This window comes from Falsiroseomonas sp. HC035, assembly GCF_050563525.1.
Lineage (GTDB): Bacteria > Pseudomonadota > Alphaproteobacteria > Acetobacterales > Acetobacteraceae > Falsiroseomonas.
The window spans coordinates 544,428-560,631 of record NZ_JBNXUN010000002.1; the positions used below are offsets into that span (position 1 = coordinate 544,428).

At 71.0% G+C, this 16,204-nt stretch carries 13 protein-coding genes; 8 read left to right on the forward strand and 5 right to left on the reverse strand.

The genetic code is table 11. The features are described from left to right. Window position 1 precedes the first annotated feature (1 nt). A complete protein-coding gene (gene mutS / locus ACLF3G_RS07065) occupies window positions 2-2,701 on the reverse strand; it encodes a DNA mismatch repair protein MutS (protein ID WP_430668640.1) in 2,700 nt (899 codons plus the stop codon). A 105-nt stretch (window positions 2,702-2,806) separates the two neighbouring features. Here mutS and ACLF3G_RS07070 point away from each other — a divergent pair, with 105 nt between their 5' ends. Both ACLF3G_RS07070 and ACLF3G_RS07075 read left to right on the forward strand, forming a co-directional pair. Beyond that, window positions 2,807-5,116, forward strand: a complete 2,310-nt coding sequence (locus tag ACLF3G_RS07070) for an NADP-dependent malic enzyme (RefSeq protein ID WP_430668641.1) — start codon at window positions 2,807-2,809, stop codon at window positions 5,114-5,116. A 1-nt stretch (window position 5,117) separates the two neighbouring features. Next, complete coding sequence (locus ACLF3G_RS07075) at window positions 5,118-5,591, forward strand: DUF488 family protein (RefSeq protein ID WP_430668642.1); 474 nt, start codon at window positions 5,118-5,120, stop codon at window positions 5,589-5,591. On the opposite strand, the gene ACLF3G_RS07080 is transcribed toward ACLF3G_RS07075, so the two are convergent. Further along, window positions 5,539-5,727, reverse strand: coding sequence for a hypothetical protein (locus tag ACLF3G_RS07080; protein WP_430668643.1), 189 nt, complete (start codon window positions 5,725-5,727; stop codon window positions 5,539-5,541). The two genes, ACLF3G_RS07075 and ACLF3G_RS07080, sit on opposite strands and share 53 nt — an antisense overlap. 167 nt (window positions 5,728-5,894) lie before the next feature. Between ACLF3G_RS07080 and ACLF3G_RS07085 the strand changes: the two genes are divergently transcribed. Beyond that, window positions 5,895-6,716: an FkbM family methyltransferase gene (locus ACLF3G_RS07085; protein WP_430668644.1), complete on the forward strand. Its 822-nt coding sequence runs from the start codon at window positions 5,895-5,897 to the stop codon at window positions 6,714-6,716. A gap of 19 nt (window positions 6,717-6,735) precedes the next feature. Here ACLF3G_RS07085 and ACLF3G_RS07090 read toward each other — a convergent pair whose 3' ends face one another. Then, the gene (locus ACLF3G_RS07090; protein WP_430668645.1) at window positions 6,736-7,665 is read right to left on the reverse strand and encodes a LysR family transcriptional regulator; all 930 of its coding nucleotides are present in this window, start codon (window positions 7,663-7,665) and stop codon (window positions 6,736-6,738) included. A gap of 107 nt (window positions 7,666-7,772) precedes the next feature. On the opposite strand from ACLF3G_RS07090, the gene ACLF3G_RS07095 reads away from it, so the two are divergent. Continuing rightward, window positions 7,773-8,285, forward strand: coding sequence for a YybH family protein (locus tag ACLF3G_RS07095; RefSeq protein ID WP_430668646.1), 513 nt, complete (start codon window positions 7,773-7,775; stop codon window positions 8,283-8,285). A 171-nt stretch (window positions 8,286-8,456) separates the two neighbouring features. Continuing rightward, window positions 8,457-10,868, forward strand: a complete 2,412-nt coding sequence (locus ACLF3G_RS07100) for a glycoside hydrolase family 65 protein (protein ID WP_430668647.1) — start codon at window positions 8,457-8,459, stop codon at window positions 10,866-10,868. Between the two features lie 12 nt (window positions 10,869-10,880). Here ACLF3G_RS07100 and ACLF3G_RS07105 read toward each other — a convergent pair whose 3' ends face one another. Together ACLF3G_RS07105 and ACLF3G_RS07110 are read right to left on the reverse strand one after the other, a co-directional pair. Continuing rightward, entirely contained in the window at window positions 10,881-11,630 is a 750-nt protein-coding gene (locus tag ACLF3G_RS07105) for an HAD family hydrolase (RefSeq protein WP_430668648.1), read from the reverse strand. A 28-nt stretch (window positions 11,631-11,658) separates the two neighbouring features. Beyond that, the gene (locus tag ACLF3G_RS07110; protein ID WP_430668649.1) at window positions 11,659-12,633 is read right to left on the reverse strand and encodes a Bug family tripartite tricarboxylate transporter substrate binding protein; all 975 of its coding nucleotides are present in this window, start codon (window positions 12,631-12,633) and stop codon (window positions 11,659-11,661) included. Between the two features lie 217 nt (window positions 12,634-12,850). Between ACLF3G_RS07110 and ACLF3G_RS07115 the strand changes: the two genes are divergently transcribed. From ACLF3G_RS07115 to dnaN, 3 genes are all read left to right on the forward strand, one after another. Further along, window positions 12,851-13,654 (forward strand): gamma-glutamyl-gamma-aminobutyrate hydrolase family protein, encoded by an 804-nt coding sequence (locus tag ACLF3G_RS07115; RefSeq protein ID WP_430668650.1) that lies wholly within the window; start codon window positions 12,851-12,853, stop codon window positions 13,652-13,654. 251 nt (window positions 13,655-13,905) lie between these two features. Then, on the forward strand, window positions 13,906-14,934 hold the full coding sequence (gene speB, locus ACLF3G_RS07120; RefSeq protein WP_430668651.1) for an agmatinase: 1,029 nt from the start codon (window positions 13,906-13,908) through the stop codon (window positions 14,932-14,934). Window positions 14,935-15,044: 110 nt separating this feature from the next. Continuing rightward, entirely contained in the window at window positions 15,045-16,172 is a 1,128-nt protein-coding gene (gene dnaN, locus ACLF3G_RS07125; RefSeq protein WP_430668652.1) for a DNA polymerase III subunit beta, read from the forward strand. The last annotated feature ends 32 nt before the right edge of the window (window positions 16,173-16,204 follow it).

The following is a 16,204-nucleotide window of genomic DNA, read 5'->3' on the forward strand; positions in this document are numbered from 1 at the left end:
GTCACACTAACGTGTCACTTCCCGCTGCAACAGGGTTCTCTTGCTGCGCTGCGGTAACTTCCGCGGCGAGCGCCTTGAGACGATACAGCGCATCCTGCGCTTCTCGCGGAGTAAGCGTGTCCGGATCGAGTTCTGCAAGCTCCGCGTGCAGCGGGCTCGGCGGGGTGGCCGGGGCAGCGCGCGCGAACAGCGGCAATTCCTCCGCCAGCGTGTCCGGCCCGCCGGACCGGGCGCGGGCCTCGAGCGCCGCCAGCACTTCCGCGGCCCGTTTCAGCACCGGGCGCGGCACGCCGGCCAGCCGCGCGACATGCACGCCCCAACTGCGTTCGGAGGCGCCCGGGCCGACGAGGTGCTGGAACACCACCTCCCCGCGCCATTCCCGCACCTGCATCCGCGCGAGCTGGACTTCCGGCAGGCGTCCCGCCAGCGCCGTCAGTTCGTGGAAGTGGCTGGCAAAGATGGCGCGGCAGCGGATGCGGTCATGCAACGCCTCCAGCACCGCCCAGGCGATGGCGAGGCCGTCCCAGGTGGCGGTGCCGCGGCCGACCTCGTCCAGCACGACCAGGCTGCGGGCTGTCGCCTGGTTCAGGATCGCGGCGGTTTCCGCCATCTCGACCATGAAGGTGGACCGCCCGCCGGCAATGTCGTCGCCGCCACCCACGCGGCTGAAAAGCCGGTCCACCAGCCCCATCCGGGCCGCCTGCGCCGGCACGAACAGCCCGGCCTGGGCCAGCACCACCATCAGCGCGTTCTGCCTCAGCCAGGTGGATTTGCCGGCCATGTTCGGACCGGTCAGCAGGCACAGGCGCCGGCCGGGCGACAGGTCGCAGTCGTTCGGCACGAAGGCGGGGCCGCGCGCGCGCTTCTGCACCGCCTCCACAACCGGATGACGTCCGGCGGTGATGCAGAACTCCGCGCGCTCGGTCAGTTCCGGCCGACACCAGCCGCCCTCGGCGGCCAGCGTCGCGGCGGCGGCGTGCAGGTCGAGCTCGGCGAGCGCCCGCGCGGCGGCGGAGATCGCGGCGCCGGCATCGAGCGCCAGGCGCTTCAGATGGGCGACGCAGGAGCGTTCCCGGGCGGCCGCGCGGTCGCCGGCTTCCGCCACCTTGCGGTCGAGCTCGGCCAGCGCCGGGCAGGTGAAGCGCATGGCGCTCGCCATCGTCGCCCGGTGGATCCTGGCAAAACGCGGGTCGGGATGGGCCGCATCGCGCAGCAGCTTCTCGCCGGCCGCGGACGGGACCTCCGCCAGGAAACCGTATTGCTGGTGGTGGCGGATCTTCAGGCTGGCGACGCCCCATTCCTGGGCGAGGTTCGTCTGCAGCGCCGCCACCGCCTCCCGCGCCCCGTCGCGCAGGCGGCGGAGCGCGTCGAGTTCGCCGTCGTAGCCCGCGGCGATCATGCCGCCATCCTCCAGCCGCGCCGGCAGCTTTTCCAGGTTCAGCGCGCGCGAGAATTCGGCGGCAAGCGCCGGGTCCAGGCGCAGGGCGGCCTGCGCGGCCAGGATCGGCGCGGGCGGCGGCAGCGGCGCCTCGGCAATGGCGGCAGCCGCCGCCTCGACCCGGGCCAAGCCGGTGGAGATCGCCGCGAAATCCCGCGGAAAACAGCGATCCAGCGCCAGCCGGCCGAGCGCGCGGGCCATGTCCGGCGCGCCCTTCAGCGTGGTGCGGAGCGCCGTGCGCGTCGCCTCCGCGCCCAGCAGGAAAGCCACCGCATCGTGCCGGGCGGAGACCGCCTCGGCCTCTGCCAGTGGCGCGGCAAGCCGGGCGGCCAGTTCGCGGGCGCCGGCCGCGGTCAGGGTCCGGTCTACCGCGGCGAACAGCGTCGCCTCCGTCCCACCCCGCTGGTCCCGCAGGATCTCCAGGCTGCGGCGGGTGGCGGCGTCCAGTGCCAGAGTGCCGGCCGCACCGGCTTGCGGCCGCGGCGGGTCCAGCCGCGGCAGGATGCCGGCCTGGGTTTCCCGCACATAGGACAAGGCGAGGCCGGCCGCCGCCAGCTCCGCGCCGGAGAACCGGCCAAAACCGTCGAGCGTCGCGACGCCGAAGGCCTCCCGCAGCAGCCGGGCGGCATCCCGGGCCGGGGCGCGTTCGGCGATGCGGCCGGGCAGGCGCAGGGCGAGTTCGGGCAGCGTGGAGAGGTCCGGCGGTGCCACCGCCTCCACCGGCTCGATCCGCGCCAGCAGCCCGCCGAGATCCTCCCGCGGCAGGGCCATGGTCTCGAAGCCGCCGGTCGAGACGTCGATCCAGGCGGCACCGAAGCCGCCTTCCACCTCGGCCAGCGCCAGCAGCCAGGCGGGGCGGGCGGCATCCAGGAGTCCCTCCTCGGTCACCGTCGCAGGGGTGACAACCCGGACAACCTCGCGCCGTATGGTGGAGGATTTCCGGGCCTTCGCCGCCTCCGGCGTCTCCACCTGGTCGCAGACGGCAACGCGGAATCCGTGCCGGATCAGCTTCGCCAGGTAGGCTTCCCAGGCATGGACCGGCACGCCGGCCATTGGCACCTTCTGGCCGCGGTGCTCGCCGCGGAAGGCAACCGCGATGTCCAGCACCGGGGCGGCGGCTTCCGCATCACCGAAGAACAGCTCGAAGAAATCGCCCATGCGGAAGAAGACCAGCGCATCCGGGTGCGCCGCCTTGGCCGCGAACCACTGCGCCAGCGCCGGGGTGGCGCCGTCCGCGGGTGGGAAATTTCGGAGGTCCGTCACCCGTCATCCCTAGCCCGCCACATCGGCGATGCGGAAGCCCCCGCTTCCCACGCACCCCATGGGCTGCGATGAAGGGAGGACGGGGAGTTGGGGAAGACCGTGACCATGGATGAAACGCTCAAGCAACCGGCCGAGGCCCTGGCCGATACGCGCACCGCCCGGATCACGGAGCAGGAAGCGCTGGCGATGCATGCCGAGGGCCGGCCGGGCAAGCTGGAGATCCGGCTGACCAAGCCGCTGACCACCGCCCGCGACCTGTCGCTGGCCTACAGCCCCGGCGTGGCGGCGCCCTGCCTGCACATCCACAAGAACCCGGCGCTGGCCTACGACTACACAAGCAAGGGCAACTTTGTTGCCGTCATCAGCAACGGCACGGCGGTGCTGGGGCTCGGCAACCTCGGCGCACTGGCCTCGAAGCCGGTGATGGAGGGCAAGGTCGCGCTGTTCAAGCGCTTCGCGGATGTGGACGGCATCGACCTGTGCCTGGACACGGAGGATGTGGACGCCTTCGTAAATTGTGTCCGGTATCTCGGTCCGTCGTTCGGCGGCATCAACCTGGAGGACATCAAGGCCCCCGAATGCTTCGTCATCGAGCAGCGGCTGCGCGAGCTGATGGACATCCCGGTGTTCCACGATGACCAGCACGGCACCGCGATCGTCGCCGCCGCCGGCCTGATCAACGCCTGCCACCTGACCGGCCGCGACCTGAAAAGCGTGAAGCTGGTGATCAACGGCGCCGGCGCCGCGGCGGTGGCCTGCGCGGAACTGGTCAAGGCCATGGGCATCCACCCGCAGCACGTCATCCTGGCCGACACCAAGGGCGTGATCTACCGCGGCCGGACGGAGGGCATGAACCAGTGGAAGTCGGCGCACGCCGCCGATACCTCCGCCCGCACGCTGTCCCAGGCGATGGAGGGTGCCGACTGCTTCATGGGCCTGTCCGTGAAGGGCGCGGTGACGCCGGAGATGGTGCGGTCCATGGCCGCCCACCCGATCATCTTCGCCATGGCCAACCCGGACCCCGAGATCACCCCGGACGAGGCGCGCGCCGTCAGGCCCGACTGCATCATCGCGACGGGGCGCAGCGACTACCCGAACCAGGTCAACAACGTCCTCGGCTTCCCCTTCATCTTCCGGGGCGCGCTGGATGTGCGGGCCTCCACCATCAACGACCCGATGAAGGTCGCCGCCGCCAACGCGCTGGCGCTGCTGGCGCGCGAACATGTGCCGGAGGAAGTGGCGGGTGCGGGCGCCGGCAAGTCGCTGCGCTTCGGGCCGGACTACATCATCCCCAACGCCTTCGACCCGCGCCTGATCAGCCGCATCCCGCCCGCCGTCGCCAAGGCGGCGATGGATAGCGGCGTGGCGCGCAAGCCGATCCTCGACCTGCACCGCTACGCCCGAGACCTGGCCGGGCGGCTCGATTCCACCGCGCATGCGATGGAGGCGATCGCCGAGCGCGTGCAGGCCAACCCGCGCCGCGTGGTCTTCGCCGAGGGCGAGGAGGAACGCGTGATCCGCGCCGCCATCGCCTTCCGCAACGCCGGCTACGGCACCCCCGTGCTGGTCGGGCGGGAGGACCGGGTGAACGAGGTGGTGGCCTCGCTCGGCATCGCCATGCCCGAAGGTGTCGAGATCCACAACGCCCGCCTGTCGGACCGCAACACCGCCTATGCCGACTGGCTGTACGCCAAGAAGCAGCGCCAGGGCTTCCTGCAGCGCGACTGCCAGCGGCTGGTGAATTTGGACCGCAACGTCTTCGCCGCCTGCATGGTCGCGGCCGGCGATGCCGATGCGATGGTGACGGGCGCGACCCGCAGCTACGCGGCGACGCTGGAAGGCGTGCTGACCGCGATCGACCCGGCGCCGGACACCGTTCTGTTCGGCCTGACGTTGATGCTGGCGCGGCGGTCCGGCACCGTGCTGGTGGCGGATACCGCCATCCATGAACGCCCGGATGCTGCGACACTGGCCGAGATCGCCAGCAAGGCCGCGGCCGCCGCCCGTCGCCTGGGGCACGAGCCGCGCGTCGCCTTCCTGTCCTTCTCCACCTTCGGCGACCCGAAGGGCAGCATTCCGGGCAATGTGCGGGATGCGGTCAAGCTGCTGGATCAGCGCCAGGTGGATTTCGAGTACGACGGCGAGATGGCGGCCGACGTGGCGCTGGACCCGGGGCTGCGCGCCGCGCTGTACCCGTTCTGCCGTCTCACCGGCCCGGCCAATGTCCTGGTGATGCCCGGCCTGCACGCCGCCCACATCCTGACCAAGGCGGCACCTAGGCTGACCTCGGCGCAGACCATCGGCCCGCTGCTGATGGGCCTGTCCGCACCGGTGCAGATCGTCGGCATGGAGGCCGGGGTGAACCAGATCCTGGATATCGCCTGTCTCGCCGCCCACGCGGCGCTGCCGAAGTAAGGTGGCGCTGCCGGTCTGCACCATCGGCTACGAGGATGCGACGCCGGCGCGGCTGATCGCGGCGCTGCGCGACCAGGGCATCGCGACCCTGGTCGATGTCCGCGCCTTGGCGAACAGCCGGCGGCCCGGCTTTGCGAAACGGGCGCTGGGCGCGGCACTGGCGGAGGCTGGCATCGGCTACGTGCATGTGCCGGCGCTGGGCACCCCGGCCGAAGGCCGCGCCGCCGTCCGCGAAGGCCGGCCGGAGGAGATGCGCCGCATCTTCGCGCACAGGCTGGCGGGGGTGGAGGCGCAGGCCGCGCTGGCGTCGCTATCCGACCTGGCGCGGCGGCAGGCCGTGTGCCTGTTGTGCCTGGAAGCCGACCCGCAGCGCTGCCACCGGACCCTGGTGGCCGAAGCTGTGGGATTGCCCGTTCACCACCTCAGCGCCGCGACGCCCGCCCCCCCATGTAGCGCTGCTCCGGCCGGTAGCTGAGCCAGCGGCGCAGGCTGCGCAGGAAGTCGCGCACCGGTGTGCGGGCGCGGAAGGCGAAGCTGGCGAAGTCGAGGCGTGCAGGCATGACGGAAGGCTCCCGATCCTTGGGTTCGCCTTCCTGGCGTAGCAAATCCATGTGCCGTCGGTGTGTCGGCAATATGTCGCAAGATGTCGGAGTGGGACATCCGGCCAGGGCATCATGGCACCGGGGGATGAATCAATCGTTGCGAAGCGCGGGGTTTGGCGGCGGCCCGGCGGCGGCTATGCTGTCGGCGGAATATCCTGACCCGAAGGTGGCCGAGCGTGCTCCGTAGCCTGTTTTCCTCCCGCTCCGCCGCCGCCCGCGCTCCGCGCAGCACCTACTGCTTCCTGGGCACGAGGGCGGTGGCGCTGACCCATTCGGGCCTGAAGATCTACCTCGACGTGCGCGACACCGCGATGACGCCGCATATCGCACTGTCCGGGGAATGGGAGCGCGAGGTGGAGAACGTGCTGCGCCGCCTCATCAAGCCGGGCGCGCAGATTGTCGAAGTCGGCGCCAACATGGGCTACCACACCCTCGCGATGGCCCAGATGGTCCGCGACGCCGGCCACGTCCATGCCTTCGAGGCCAATCCCCGCGTGCTGGCGCTGCTGCGCGACAGCATCTTGCTGAACGGGTTTTCCGGCCGCGTCACGGTGCACGGTGCCGCGGCGGTGGCGACCACCGGCCCGGTTGCCTTCGCCGCCGAACCGCAGAACATTGGCAGCGGCCATGTCGCCCTGCCCAACACCGTGGCCAGCTACTCCGATCGGTTCGAGGTGCGTGGCGTCCGCATCGACGACGTGCTGGCCGACCTGCCGGCAGCCGATCTGATGCGGCTGGATTGCGAGGGCAGCGAGCCCCTGGCGCTACGCGGCGCAGAGGCGCTGATCCGCCGGTCCCCCGGGCTCGTGATGGTCATGGAATGGGATGCGCCGATGCTGGCATCGCGGGATGATCCGGCCGGCTTCGAAGCCTGGCTTCGCGGCCTGGGCCTCGACCATGTGCAGCAGATCACGTCCGCCGGGCTTCGCAAGGTCGAACCCGGCAGCCTGCACGGAATCCCTCACGCCGACCTGTTGCTGTCCCGCCGGCCAATCTGACGGGATCGACCTCCCACCCTCACTCCAGCATCCCGAAGAACCAGGCCAGCCCGAGGTCGAGCATGGCCCCCCTGGTAGCGACGGCGTTGAGCCGGAACCGCGGCAGCCGAAGCGGCGGTTCCAGGCCGACAAGTCCGAAGCCGGCCGCATGCCGCGCGACGAAGCGCCGCGGCATCGCGGCGATCATGTCGGTCTCGGCCAGCACCGCGAGCGCCAGCATGAAGCTCGGAACGGTCAGCGCGACCGACCGGGCCCGGCCTTGCCGTATGAGGGCCTCGTCGACGAATCCGTGCGGGTCGCCCTCGAACGACACCACCAGGTGGCGGGCCTGGCAGTAGCGGTCCAAGGTCGGGTCGGCCGCGTAGGGATGACCGGCACGCAGGACGAGGACGAAATCCTCCTCGTACAGGCAGCGCGCATGGAACCGCGCCGGGATGTGGTCCGAGGGGATCACCGCGACATCCACGGCGCGCGCCTCGATCTCGGCGAAGGCGCTGCGCCAGACGCGCTCCGGCGCCATGTCGCCCGCCAGCGGCAGCACCTGGCGCAGGCCGATGCCCACGCCGGGCGCGCTCCGACCCAGTCCGGCGAGCAGCCGCGGCAGGAGCACGGCGGAGACGCCATCCGGCGCACCGAGCGTGAACCTGCGTCGCGAGGTTGCCGGGTCGAATGGCTGGGCCGTCGCGATCACCTGCCGGACCCGCGCCAGCACGTCGGCGACCGGCGTGGCCAGCTCCGCCGCGCGCGCCGTGGGCACCACGCCGCGCGGCGTCCTGAGGAACAACGGATCGCCCAGCAGCCGCCGCAGCCGGCCGAGCCCGTGACTGACAGCCGAGGGCGTCAGGTTCAGCCGGGCCGCGGCCCGCCCGACATGTCGCTCCTCCAGCACGGCCTCAAACAGGACGAGCAGATTCAGGTCGGCCCGGGAGAGGTCGATTTCGTTCAGCATATCGCTGAAATCATATCACTCGATTCAGCAAAACACAGGGGCGACCTTCCGGGGCGGGCCAGGCCATGCCGCCTGGCCCGATCGACACCGGAAAAAGGAGCGACTTCATGTCGATGTCACGACGCTCGACCCTGGCGGCGGCCGGCACGACCCTGCTGGCATCCCCAGACGCCTTCGGCGACGACCTCGCGGCGGGCCTGGCCCACTGTTCGGCCGAGGCGAATGCGGCGCTGATGCGCGGCGACGTCCAGCGCTACCTGGAACTTGTCACACTCGCCGACGAATTCACCCTGATGTCGCCTTTCGGCGGACCCGCGAGCCGGGCCGCCAGCTTCACCCCCGAGCGCTGGGAGGCAGTCGGAAAATTCTTCGCGAAGGGCACGCTGCGGCAGGAGGTGGTCCAGACCTACGCCGCGGCGGACATGGTGGTCCTCGTTTTGATCGAGCGGTCGCATGTCGAGGTCGGAGGGCTTCCGGCGCAGGATTGGGCGTTGCGGGTGACCCTGGTGTATTGCCGGGTGGACGATGCGTGGCGGCTCGCCCACCGCCACGCCGATCCCCTGGCACCGGGGATCAGCCTGCAGCAGGCCGCCAAGCTGGCGCGTGGCGAGGCCGCCTGACAGGTTGAGACAGGCCCTGCCTCGGATCAGCCTGAACCGGGTTGTGCGGAACGACCGGCGCCCACCGCGCGATGTGAAGGTGCCAGTCGCCCGCGAACCGGGCGGCGGGCAGCCTCCGGGGCACCTCGTGCGAGGCGACGCCGGACCACCGCCCCTGCCTCGGAGACGCCCATGCTGCGCCTGCGCCTGCGCCCACCCGCCGACATCTTCCCCGCCGATCCCTGGGCGCTGGAGGAAACCCGCTTCGGCCCGGAGGTGCAGGATTTCCTCGGCCAGGCGGAAACCATGTTCGCCCTCGCCAACGGCCATCTCGGCCTGCGCGGCACGCTGGACGAGGGCGCGCCGGTGCGGGAGCCAGGCGTGTACCTCAACGGCTTCCACATCCTGCGCGCCATCACCTATGGCGAGCACGCCTACGGCTTCCCGCGGGTCGGCCAGAGCCTGGTGAACCCGCCGGATGCGACGCCGATGCGGCTGCATGTCGGCAGCGAGCCGTTCCGCCTGGACCGGGCCGACCTCACCCACTTCAGTCGGCGGCTCGACATGCGCGCCGGCCTGCTGGAACGCCGCGTCGCCTGGCGCCTGCCGACCGGCCAGCGCCTGGCGCTGCGCACCCTGCGGCTGGTCTCGCTGGAGGATCGCAACCTGGCCGCGATCGGCTGGGAGTTGAGTGTGGAGGACGCCGCCGCCGACATCACGCTGCACTCCGACCTGCTGCTGCGCCCGCCGCTGCCGGTGGACCCGGTCGACCCGCGCCTCGGCGAGCCGATCGCCGCGCGCCGGCTTCTGGTGCCATCGGGGCAGACGGTGCAGGGACTGCGCGCCATCCTGTCGCACGAGGCCTTCGGCTCCGGCCTCATGCTCGCCTGCGGCATGGACCATGCGCTCGAGGAGCCGGGGCGGCTGGTGGCGGAAACCGAGCTCCGGGAGGATTGCGCGACGGTGCTGCTGCGCGGTCAGGTCGCGCCGGGCCGGCCGCTGCGGCTGTGGAAGGCGCTGGCCTACCATTACGACGTCGCCGGAACCCCGGCCGAGGAACTGCGGACCCGCGCCGGCCACACCCTGGACCGCGCCAAGGCGCAGGGGATGGAGGCGCTGGTCGGCCGGCAGCGGCTGCACGCCGCCAGCTTCTGGGACCGCGCGGATATCGAGGTGGTGGACACCGACCCGCACCGCCAGCAGGTGATCCGCTGGAACCTTTTCCAGCTTCTGCAGGCCTCGGCGCGGGCGGAAGGCAACGGCATCGGCACGCGCGGGCTGACCGGGCGCAGCTACGAGGGCCACTACTTCTGGGACACGGAAATCTACGTCCTGCCCTTCCTGGTCTACTGCAACCCGCCGATGGCCCGCAGCGTGCTGATGTTCCGCGCCCGGATGCTGGACAAGGCGCGCGACCGGGCGCGGGAGCTCGGCCATCGCGGCGCCTGCTTCCCCTGGCGCACCATCGATGGGCGGGAGGCGTCCGCCTACTACGCCGCCGGCACCGCGCAGTACCACATCAACGCCGACATCGCCTTCGCCGTCCGCAAATACGTCGAGGTGACCGGCGACAGCGGCTTCCTGCACGAGCATGGCGCCGAGATCCTGGTGGAGACGGCGCGGCTGTGGCGCGACCTCGGCTTCTTCTCGGCCCGCCACGAGGGCCGCTTCTGCATCAACGGCGTCACCGGGCCGGATGAATACAACACGGTGGTGGACAACAACCTGTTTACCAACCTGATGGCGCGCGAGAACCTTCGCTACGCCGCCGAGACCGCCGATGCGATGGCGCGCGACCAGCCGGCCGCATGGGCGGAGCTGGTGCGCCGCACCGGCCTGGCGCCGGAGGAGCCGGAAGAATGGCGCGAGGCCGCGCGGCGCATGTACCTGCCCTGGGACGAGCGGCTGCGCATCCACCCGCAGGATGACAGCTTCCTCGACAAGGAACCGTGGGATTTCGCCAACACCCCGGCGGACCGCTACCCGCTGCTGCTGCACTACCACCCGCTGAACCTGTATCGCGCCCAGGTCATCAAGCAGGCCGACACGGTGCTGGCGATGTTCCTGCTCGGCGAGCATTTCACCGACGCCGAGACCAAGCGGAACTTCGACTACTACGACCCGCTGACGACGCATGACAGCTCGCTGTCCGTCTGCATCCAGGCGATCGTCGCGGCGGAGATCGGCTACCTGTCGAAAGCGCTGGAGTATTTCGAATTCGCCGCGGCGATGGACATCTCCGACCTCGGCGGCAACGTCGTGCATGGCGCGCATATCGCCTCCATCGGCGGCACCTGGATGGCGCTGGTGCACGGCTTCGGCGGGCTGCGCGACCATGGCGGGCGGATCTGCTTCGACCCGCGCCTGCCCGCCCCCTGGCGATCGCTGCGGTTCCCGCTGACCATCCGCGGGCAGCGACTGCGGGTGGAGGTGCGGCACGATGTCACCAGCTATCGGCTGGAGGTCGGTGAGAGGCTGGTGGTGTTCCATGCCGGGGCGGAGGTGGTGCTGACCGCCGCCGAGCCACTCGCGATCCGCGACACGCCGGCGGCGCGGCCGGAGCCGGTGCCCGAGTTTCCGCCAGCCGCGATGCCCGCGGGTTAGGCTGGCGTCAGGTCAGGCGGCCGAAAGCTGGGTCAGGTCGCGCACGACATGGTGCGCGCCATGCTGGCGGAGCGCCTCCGCCTGTCCGTGGCGGTCGATTCCGATCACCAGGCCGAAGCCGCCGCGCTGTCCGGCCTCCACGCCGGCCTGCGCATCCTCCACCACCACGCAGCGCGCCGGGGCCGCACCGAGGCGGCGGGCGGCTTCCTCGAAAGTGTCGGGCGCCGGCTTGCCGGGCAGGCCGAGCCGCGCCGCCTCCACCCCATCCACGCGTGTGTCGATCAGCGCCGCCAGCCCGGCGGCTTCCAGAACCGCCGCGCAGTTGCGGCTGGCGGAGACCACCGCGATGGGCATGCCGCGCGCCCGCAGGGCCCGCAGCAGCGCGGCAGCCCCGGGCAGCGGCGCGACGCCCTGCCGGCGCAGCAGGTCCTCGAACAGCGCCTGCTTGCGGCGGGCGACGGCGGCGACCGTCATCGCATCCGCCGGGTCCGTGGCCGAGCCTTCCGGCAAGGCCAGGCCGCGGGAGGCGAGGAAGCCGCGCACGCCATCCTCCCGCTTCCGCCCATCGACATGCGCCAGGTAGTCGCCTTCCGGGTCGAAGGACCGAAGTTCGGCGTGCTGGCGGCGCAGCACCTCGTCGAACAGCGCCTGCCATGCTACGGCGTGGATCCGCGCCGTGTCCGTCAGAACGCCGTCGAGGTCGAACAGCACCGCGTCCCAATCCCGTCGTGCCAGAACGACGGGTTGGGAAGGTTCACCCATCGCGGGCACGCCGGCCGACCGGCGCCCGCTATCCGTCCAGCCGGATGCCCAGCTCCCGGATCAGCGGCCGCCACAGCGCATTCTCGCGCTGCACGAAATCGGAGAATTCGGTGGGGGACCAGGGCTGGTATTCGATGCCGAGGTCGGCAAGGCGCCGCGCGATGTCGGGGGAGGTCATGGCGCGCACCATCTCCTGCGCCAGGCGGTCGATCACCGGTGCGGGCGTGCCGCGCGGCACGCTCATGCCCTGCCAGCCATAGGCCACGGTCCCGGCGTGGCCAAGTTCGACCAGCGTCGGCACATCCGGGAACAGCGCGCTGCGCGCCTCGCTCATCACGCACAGCGCGCGGACGCGGCCATCGCGGATGAAGGGCGTGCCGGTGGCGGTGTCGATCACCACGATGTCGACGTTGCCGGCCAGCAGGTCCTGCATCGCCGCCGGGCCGCCGCGATAGGGCACGTGTTCCGCCGCAAGCCCCGTGCGGCGCTTCACCAGCTCCATCGCCAGGTGGTGCGGGGAGGCGACGGCGGGCGTGCCGTAGGTCGGCGCCCGGGTGCGGGACGCCGCGACCAGCCCGGCAAAGTCCCGCACCGGGTCGCCCGGCCGCACCACGATGTACAGCGGAAACCGCCCGATGAAGCCGACGCCCGCAAAATCGCGGTCGGGGTCGTAGGGCAGGCGGGTGTACAGCGCCGGGTTGTAGACCAGGATGCCGTTGTCGACATGCATCCAGGTATTTCCATCCGCCGCGCTGCGCGCCACCAAGTCGCTGGCCAGCACGGCGCCGCCGCCGGGACGGTTCTCCACCACCACGTTCTGGCCGAGCCGCGGCGTCATCTGCGCCGCGATCAGCCGGGCGAAGGCGTCGGAGGCGCCACCGGGCGGATATCCCACGATCCAGCGCATCGGCCGGTCCGGCCAGGAGGCTTGCGCCCGCGCGCCCGGTGCGGCCGCCAGTGCCGCCATCGAAAACCCCGCCAGCACACCGCGCCGCCCGACCATCCCACGCCTCCCTCGATCCGGCGCGCATTGTGCGGCCTGTTGAGCCGCATGCAACAGCAACCATGCGCGCCGTGGCGAGGTTGAAGCCGCTTCGCTGGCAAAAGCGGCAGGTGGCGGCGTGCCGGGCGGCAACACCATGCTGCCATGCGCGCCACGCGCGGCGATTCCGGCAAAGATTGTCTTGATCCTGCCATGGACAGGGTCGAGATTTATGGACATGCGCGCGATGGTCGGTATCTCCTGCTGTGTCAAAGCCTTCGGCCTGTTCGGCACGCCGAACCATGCGGCCTCGGACAGCTATGTCCGCGTCTCGCTTGGCCCCATCGGCGCCGTGCCGGTGCTGCTGCCCGCGGCCGGGGAGGCGCTGGTGCCGGATATCCTGCCACGCCTCGATGGCCTGATGCTGACCGGCAGCCGGTCCAACGTGCATCCGAACCATTATGACGGCCCCGCGCACGCCGAGGGCACGCCGGAAGACCCGCAGCGGGATTCCACCACCCTGCCGCTGATCCGCGCCGCCATCGCGGCGGGGCTTCCTGTGCTGGCGATCTGCCGCGGCTTCCAGGAACTGAACGTGGCGCTCGGCGGGTCGCTCGACCAGCGCATCCAGGACCTGCCGGGGCGGATGGACCATTCGACGCCGTCGGACCAGCGGCTGCCCGGCGTCCGCACCGGCAAGGCGCATGCGGTGCGGGTGGCGCCGGATGGCGACCTCGCACGGCTCTGGTCCGCCGCCGGGGTCCGCATCCGGCCGGAGGCTGTGCCGGTGAACTCGCTGCACAACCAGGGTATCTGCCGCCTGGCGCCGCGGCTGGTGGCGGAAGCCTGGGCGCCGGATGGCACGGTGGAGGCGGTGCGGGTGGCCGATGCGCCGGGCTTCGTGCTGGGTGTGCAGTGGCACCCGGAATACGACTGGGAACAGGATGCGCGGTCCCGCGCTATCTTCGAAGCCTTCGGCGCCGCCGCGGCAGCCTGGGCGGCGGGGCGGCGCCCGGGCGCGGGACGACTGGCTGCCGCCTGACGTCGTAACGACCCTTCAAGCCCGCGCGATCCGGTGCTTGAATGGGGTTGCATGCGCGTTTGCGGTCCATTCGCCTTTTGCATCGCAACCGTGGGCCGCGCTACACTGACGTCACCGGCCTACTCTCGCCGGTGAGCGATGCCCGGTTCCCCTGCCGGCTCGCCCGACCACTCCGATCGGAAGTGATTATAGCGTGGCGCCCGGTCACCCCCCTGACCGGGCGCTTTGCGTTTGCGGGAGGTTGTCCACGGATGGTTGCGGAGCGACTGGCGGCGCTGCGGGCGCGTTTTGCGGCCACTGGCGGGACGGAAACCGAGGACCCGCTGTTCCGCCGCATCATCGCAAGCCAGTTCACCGGGGACCGCCGCGCCTGGCCGTTTTCCGGCCTCGCCACCTTCTGCGGCGCGCCCTTCCAACCGGATGCCTTCACCAGCCCGCCCGAGATCGGCCTGGTCGGGGTGCCGATGGACCTTGGCGTGACCAACCGCGCCGGCGCCCGGCTCGGCCCGCGCGCGATCCGCGCCGTGGAGCGAATCGGGCCGTATGAGCCCGCCCTGCACATGGCGCCGCTGACCGAGGCGCGGGTGGCCGATATCGGCGACGTGCCCATGGCCTCCCGCTTCTCGCTGGAGTCGTGTCACGCGGACATCGAGGCGTATTTCCGGGCGCTGCGCACGGCCGGCATCCGAACCGTGGCAGCCGGCGGCGACCATTCGATCAGCCTGCCGATCCTGAAGGCGCTCGGCGAGGGACGTCCCCTCGGCATGGTGCATATCGACGCGCATGCCGACACCGGCGGCGAGTATGAGGGCACCCGCTTCCACCATGGCGGCCCGTTCCGCCAGGCGGTGCTGGAAGGCGTGCTGGACCCGGACCGGACCATCCAGATCGGCATCCGCGGCGGCGCCGGCTACCTCTGGGAATTCTCCACCGCCAGCGGCATGACGCTGATCCCCATGCACGAAGTTTCCGCCATGGGCATCCCGGCGGTGCTGCAACGGATGCGGCAGGTGGCGACCGGGCCCATCTACGTCTCCTTCGACGTGGACGCGGTCGATCCCGGCTTCGCGCCCGGCACCGGCACGCCGGAAGTCGGCGGGCTTGCGCCGTGGCAGGTGCTGGAACTGCTGCGCGGCCTGGCGGGGCTCGACGTGGTCGGCGGCGACGTGGTGGAGGTGGCGCCGCAATACGATGCCGGCACCGCCACCGCGCAGATCGGCGCGCAGATGATGTTTCAGCTATTGTGCCTGCTGGTGCGGGCACCGTCCTTCCGGACCTGAATCGCCGGCCGGGCGCCCTTCTACTGGCGATTCCGGCCTGTTAGAGTGGCAACCCGCGCGGGGCGGGCAAGAGGTCGGCCGGTCGCCGCCATTTCGGGAATCCAGGGACCATGAAATTCACGGTGGACCGGGCGGTGATGCTCAAGGCGCTCGCGCATGTGCAGAGCGTGGTCGAACGTCGCAACACCATCCCCATCCTCGCCAACATCCTGCTGGAAGCCCGCGAGGGTGGCCTGCGACTGACCGCGACGGACATGGAGATCGCGGTGGTGGAGGACGTGCCCGGCGTCAGCGTCACCCGCGCCGGCCGCACCACCGCGCCGGCCGCGACCCTGTTCGAGCTGGTCCGCAAGCTGCCGGACAGCGCGAAGCTCGAATTGGACCACCCCGGCGGCGACGCGCAGATGACGCTGCGGGCGGGGCGCTTCGACGCCAAGCTCTCGGTGCTGCCGGTGGAGGATTTCCCCTCCATGACCGAGGGCAAGCTGCCGCATAAATTCGCCATCGGCGCCGCCATGCTGCGCGGCCTGATCGACAGTACGCGCTTCGCGATCTCCACCGAGGAAACGCGCTACTACCTGAACGGCATCTACATCCACGCCACCGAATCCGGCGGCACCAAGGTTCTGCGGGCGGTCGCGACCGATGGGCACCGGCTGGCCCGGGTCGAGGAAGCGCTGCCGGACGGCGCCGCCGGCATGCCGGGCGTCATCATCCCGCGCAAGACGGTGAACGAGCTGCGCAAGCTGGTGGAGGAAGTGCAGGACGAGGTCGCGGTGGCACTGTCCGACACGAAGATCCGCTTCACGCTGGGCTCGGTGCAGCTCACCTCCAAGCTGATCGACGGCACCTTCCCGGAGTATGAGCGGGTGATCCCGCGCGGCAACGACAAGATCCTGCGGGTTCAGAAGAAGGACTTCTCCGAAGCGGTCGGCCGCGTCGCAGGCATCAGCAGCGAGCGGTCGCGGCCCGTGAAGTTGTCCGTGGACCGCAACCACCTGCTGCTGTCCGCCGCCAGTGCCGAGCTCGGCCAGGCGCAGGAGGAGCTGGATGGCGACGTGGTGAGCTACGAATCCGGTCCGCTCGAGATCGGCTTCCAGGCCCGCTACCTGAACGACATCACGGACCAGATCGCGGACACGGTGGAATTCCGCTTCTCCGACGGCTCGGCGCCGACCATCGTGACGGACAGCGCGAAGCCGGAAGCGCTCTACGTGCTGATGCCGATGCGGGTGTGACGAAGCCCTCTCCCCCCACTTCAGGGGGGAGG

Bases quoted from the DNA above. Each gene is read 5' to 3' on its own strand.
- ACLF3G_RS07070 (WP_430668641.1), top strand. From the start codon at position 2,807: ATGGATGAAACGCTCAAGCAACCGGCCGAGGCCCTGGCCGATACGCGC.
- ACLF3G_RS07080 (WP_430668643.1), bottom strand. From the start codon at position 5,727: ATGGATTTGCTACGCCAGGAAGGCGAACCCAAGGATCGGGAGCCTTCC.
- ACLF3G_RS07090 (WP_430668645.1), bottom strand. From the start codon at position 7,665: ATGCTGAACGAAATCGACCTCTCCCGGGCCGACCTGAATCTGCTCGTC.
- ACLF3G_RS07095 (WP_430668646.1), top strand. From the start codon at position 7,773: ATGTCGATGTCACGACGCTCGACCCTGGCGGCGGCCGGCACGACCCTG.
- ACLF3G_RS07100 (WP_430668647.1), top strand. From the start codon at position 8,457: ATGCTGCGCCTGCGCCTGCGCCCACCCGCCGACATCTTCCCCGCCGAT.
- ACLF3G_RS07105 (WP_430668648.1), bottom strand. From the start codon at position 11,630: ATGGGTGAACCTTCCCAACCCGTCGTTCTGGCACGACGGGATTGGGAC.
- ACLF3G_RS07110 (WP_430668649.1), bottom strand. From the start codon at position 12,633: ATGGTCGGGCGGCGCGGTGTGCTGGCGGGGTTTTCGATGGCGGCACTG.
- ACLF3G_RS07115 (WP_430668650.1), top strand. From the start codon at position 12,851: ATGCGCGCGATGGTCGGTATCTCCTGCTGTGTCAAAGCCTTCGGCCTG.
- speB (WP_430668651.1), top strand. From the start codon at position 13,906: ATGGTTGCGGAGCGACTGGCGGCGCTGCGGGCGCGTTTTGCGGCCACT.
- dnaN (WP_430668652.1), top strand. From the start codon at position 15,045: ATGAAATTCACGGTGGACCGGGCGGTGATGCTCAAGGCGCTCGCGCAT.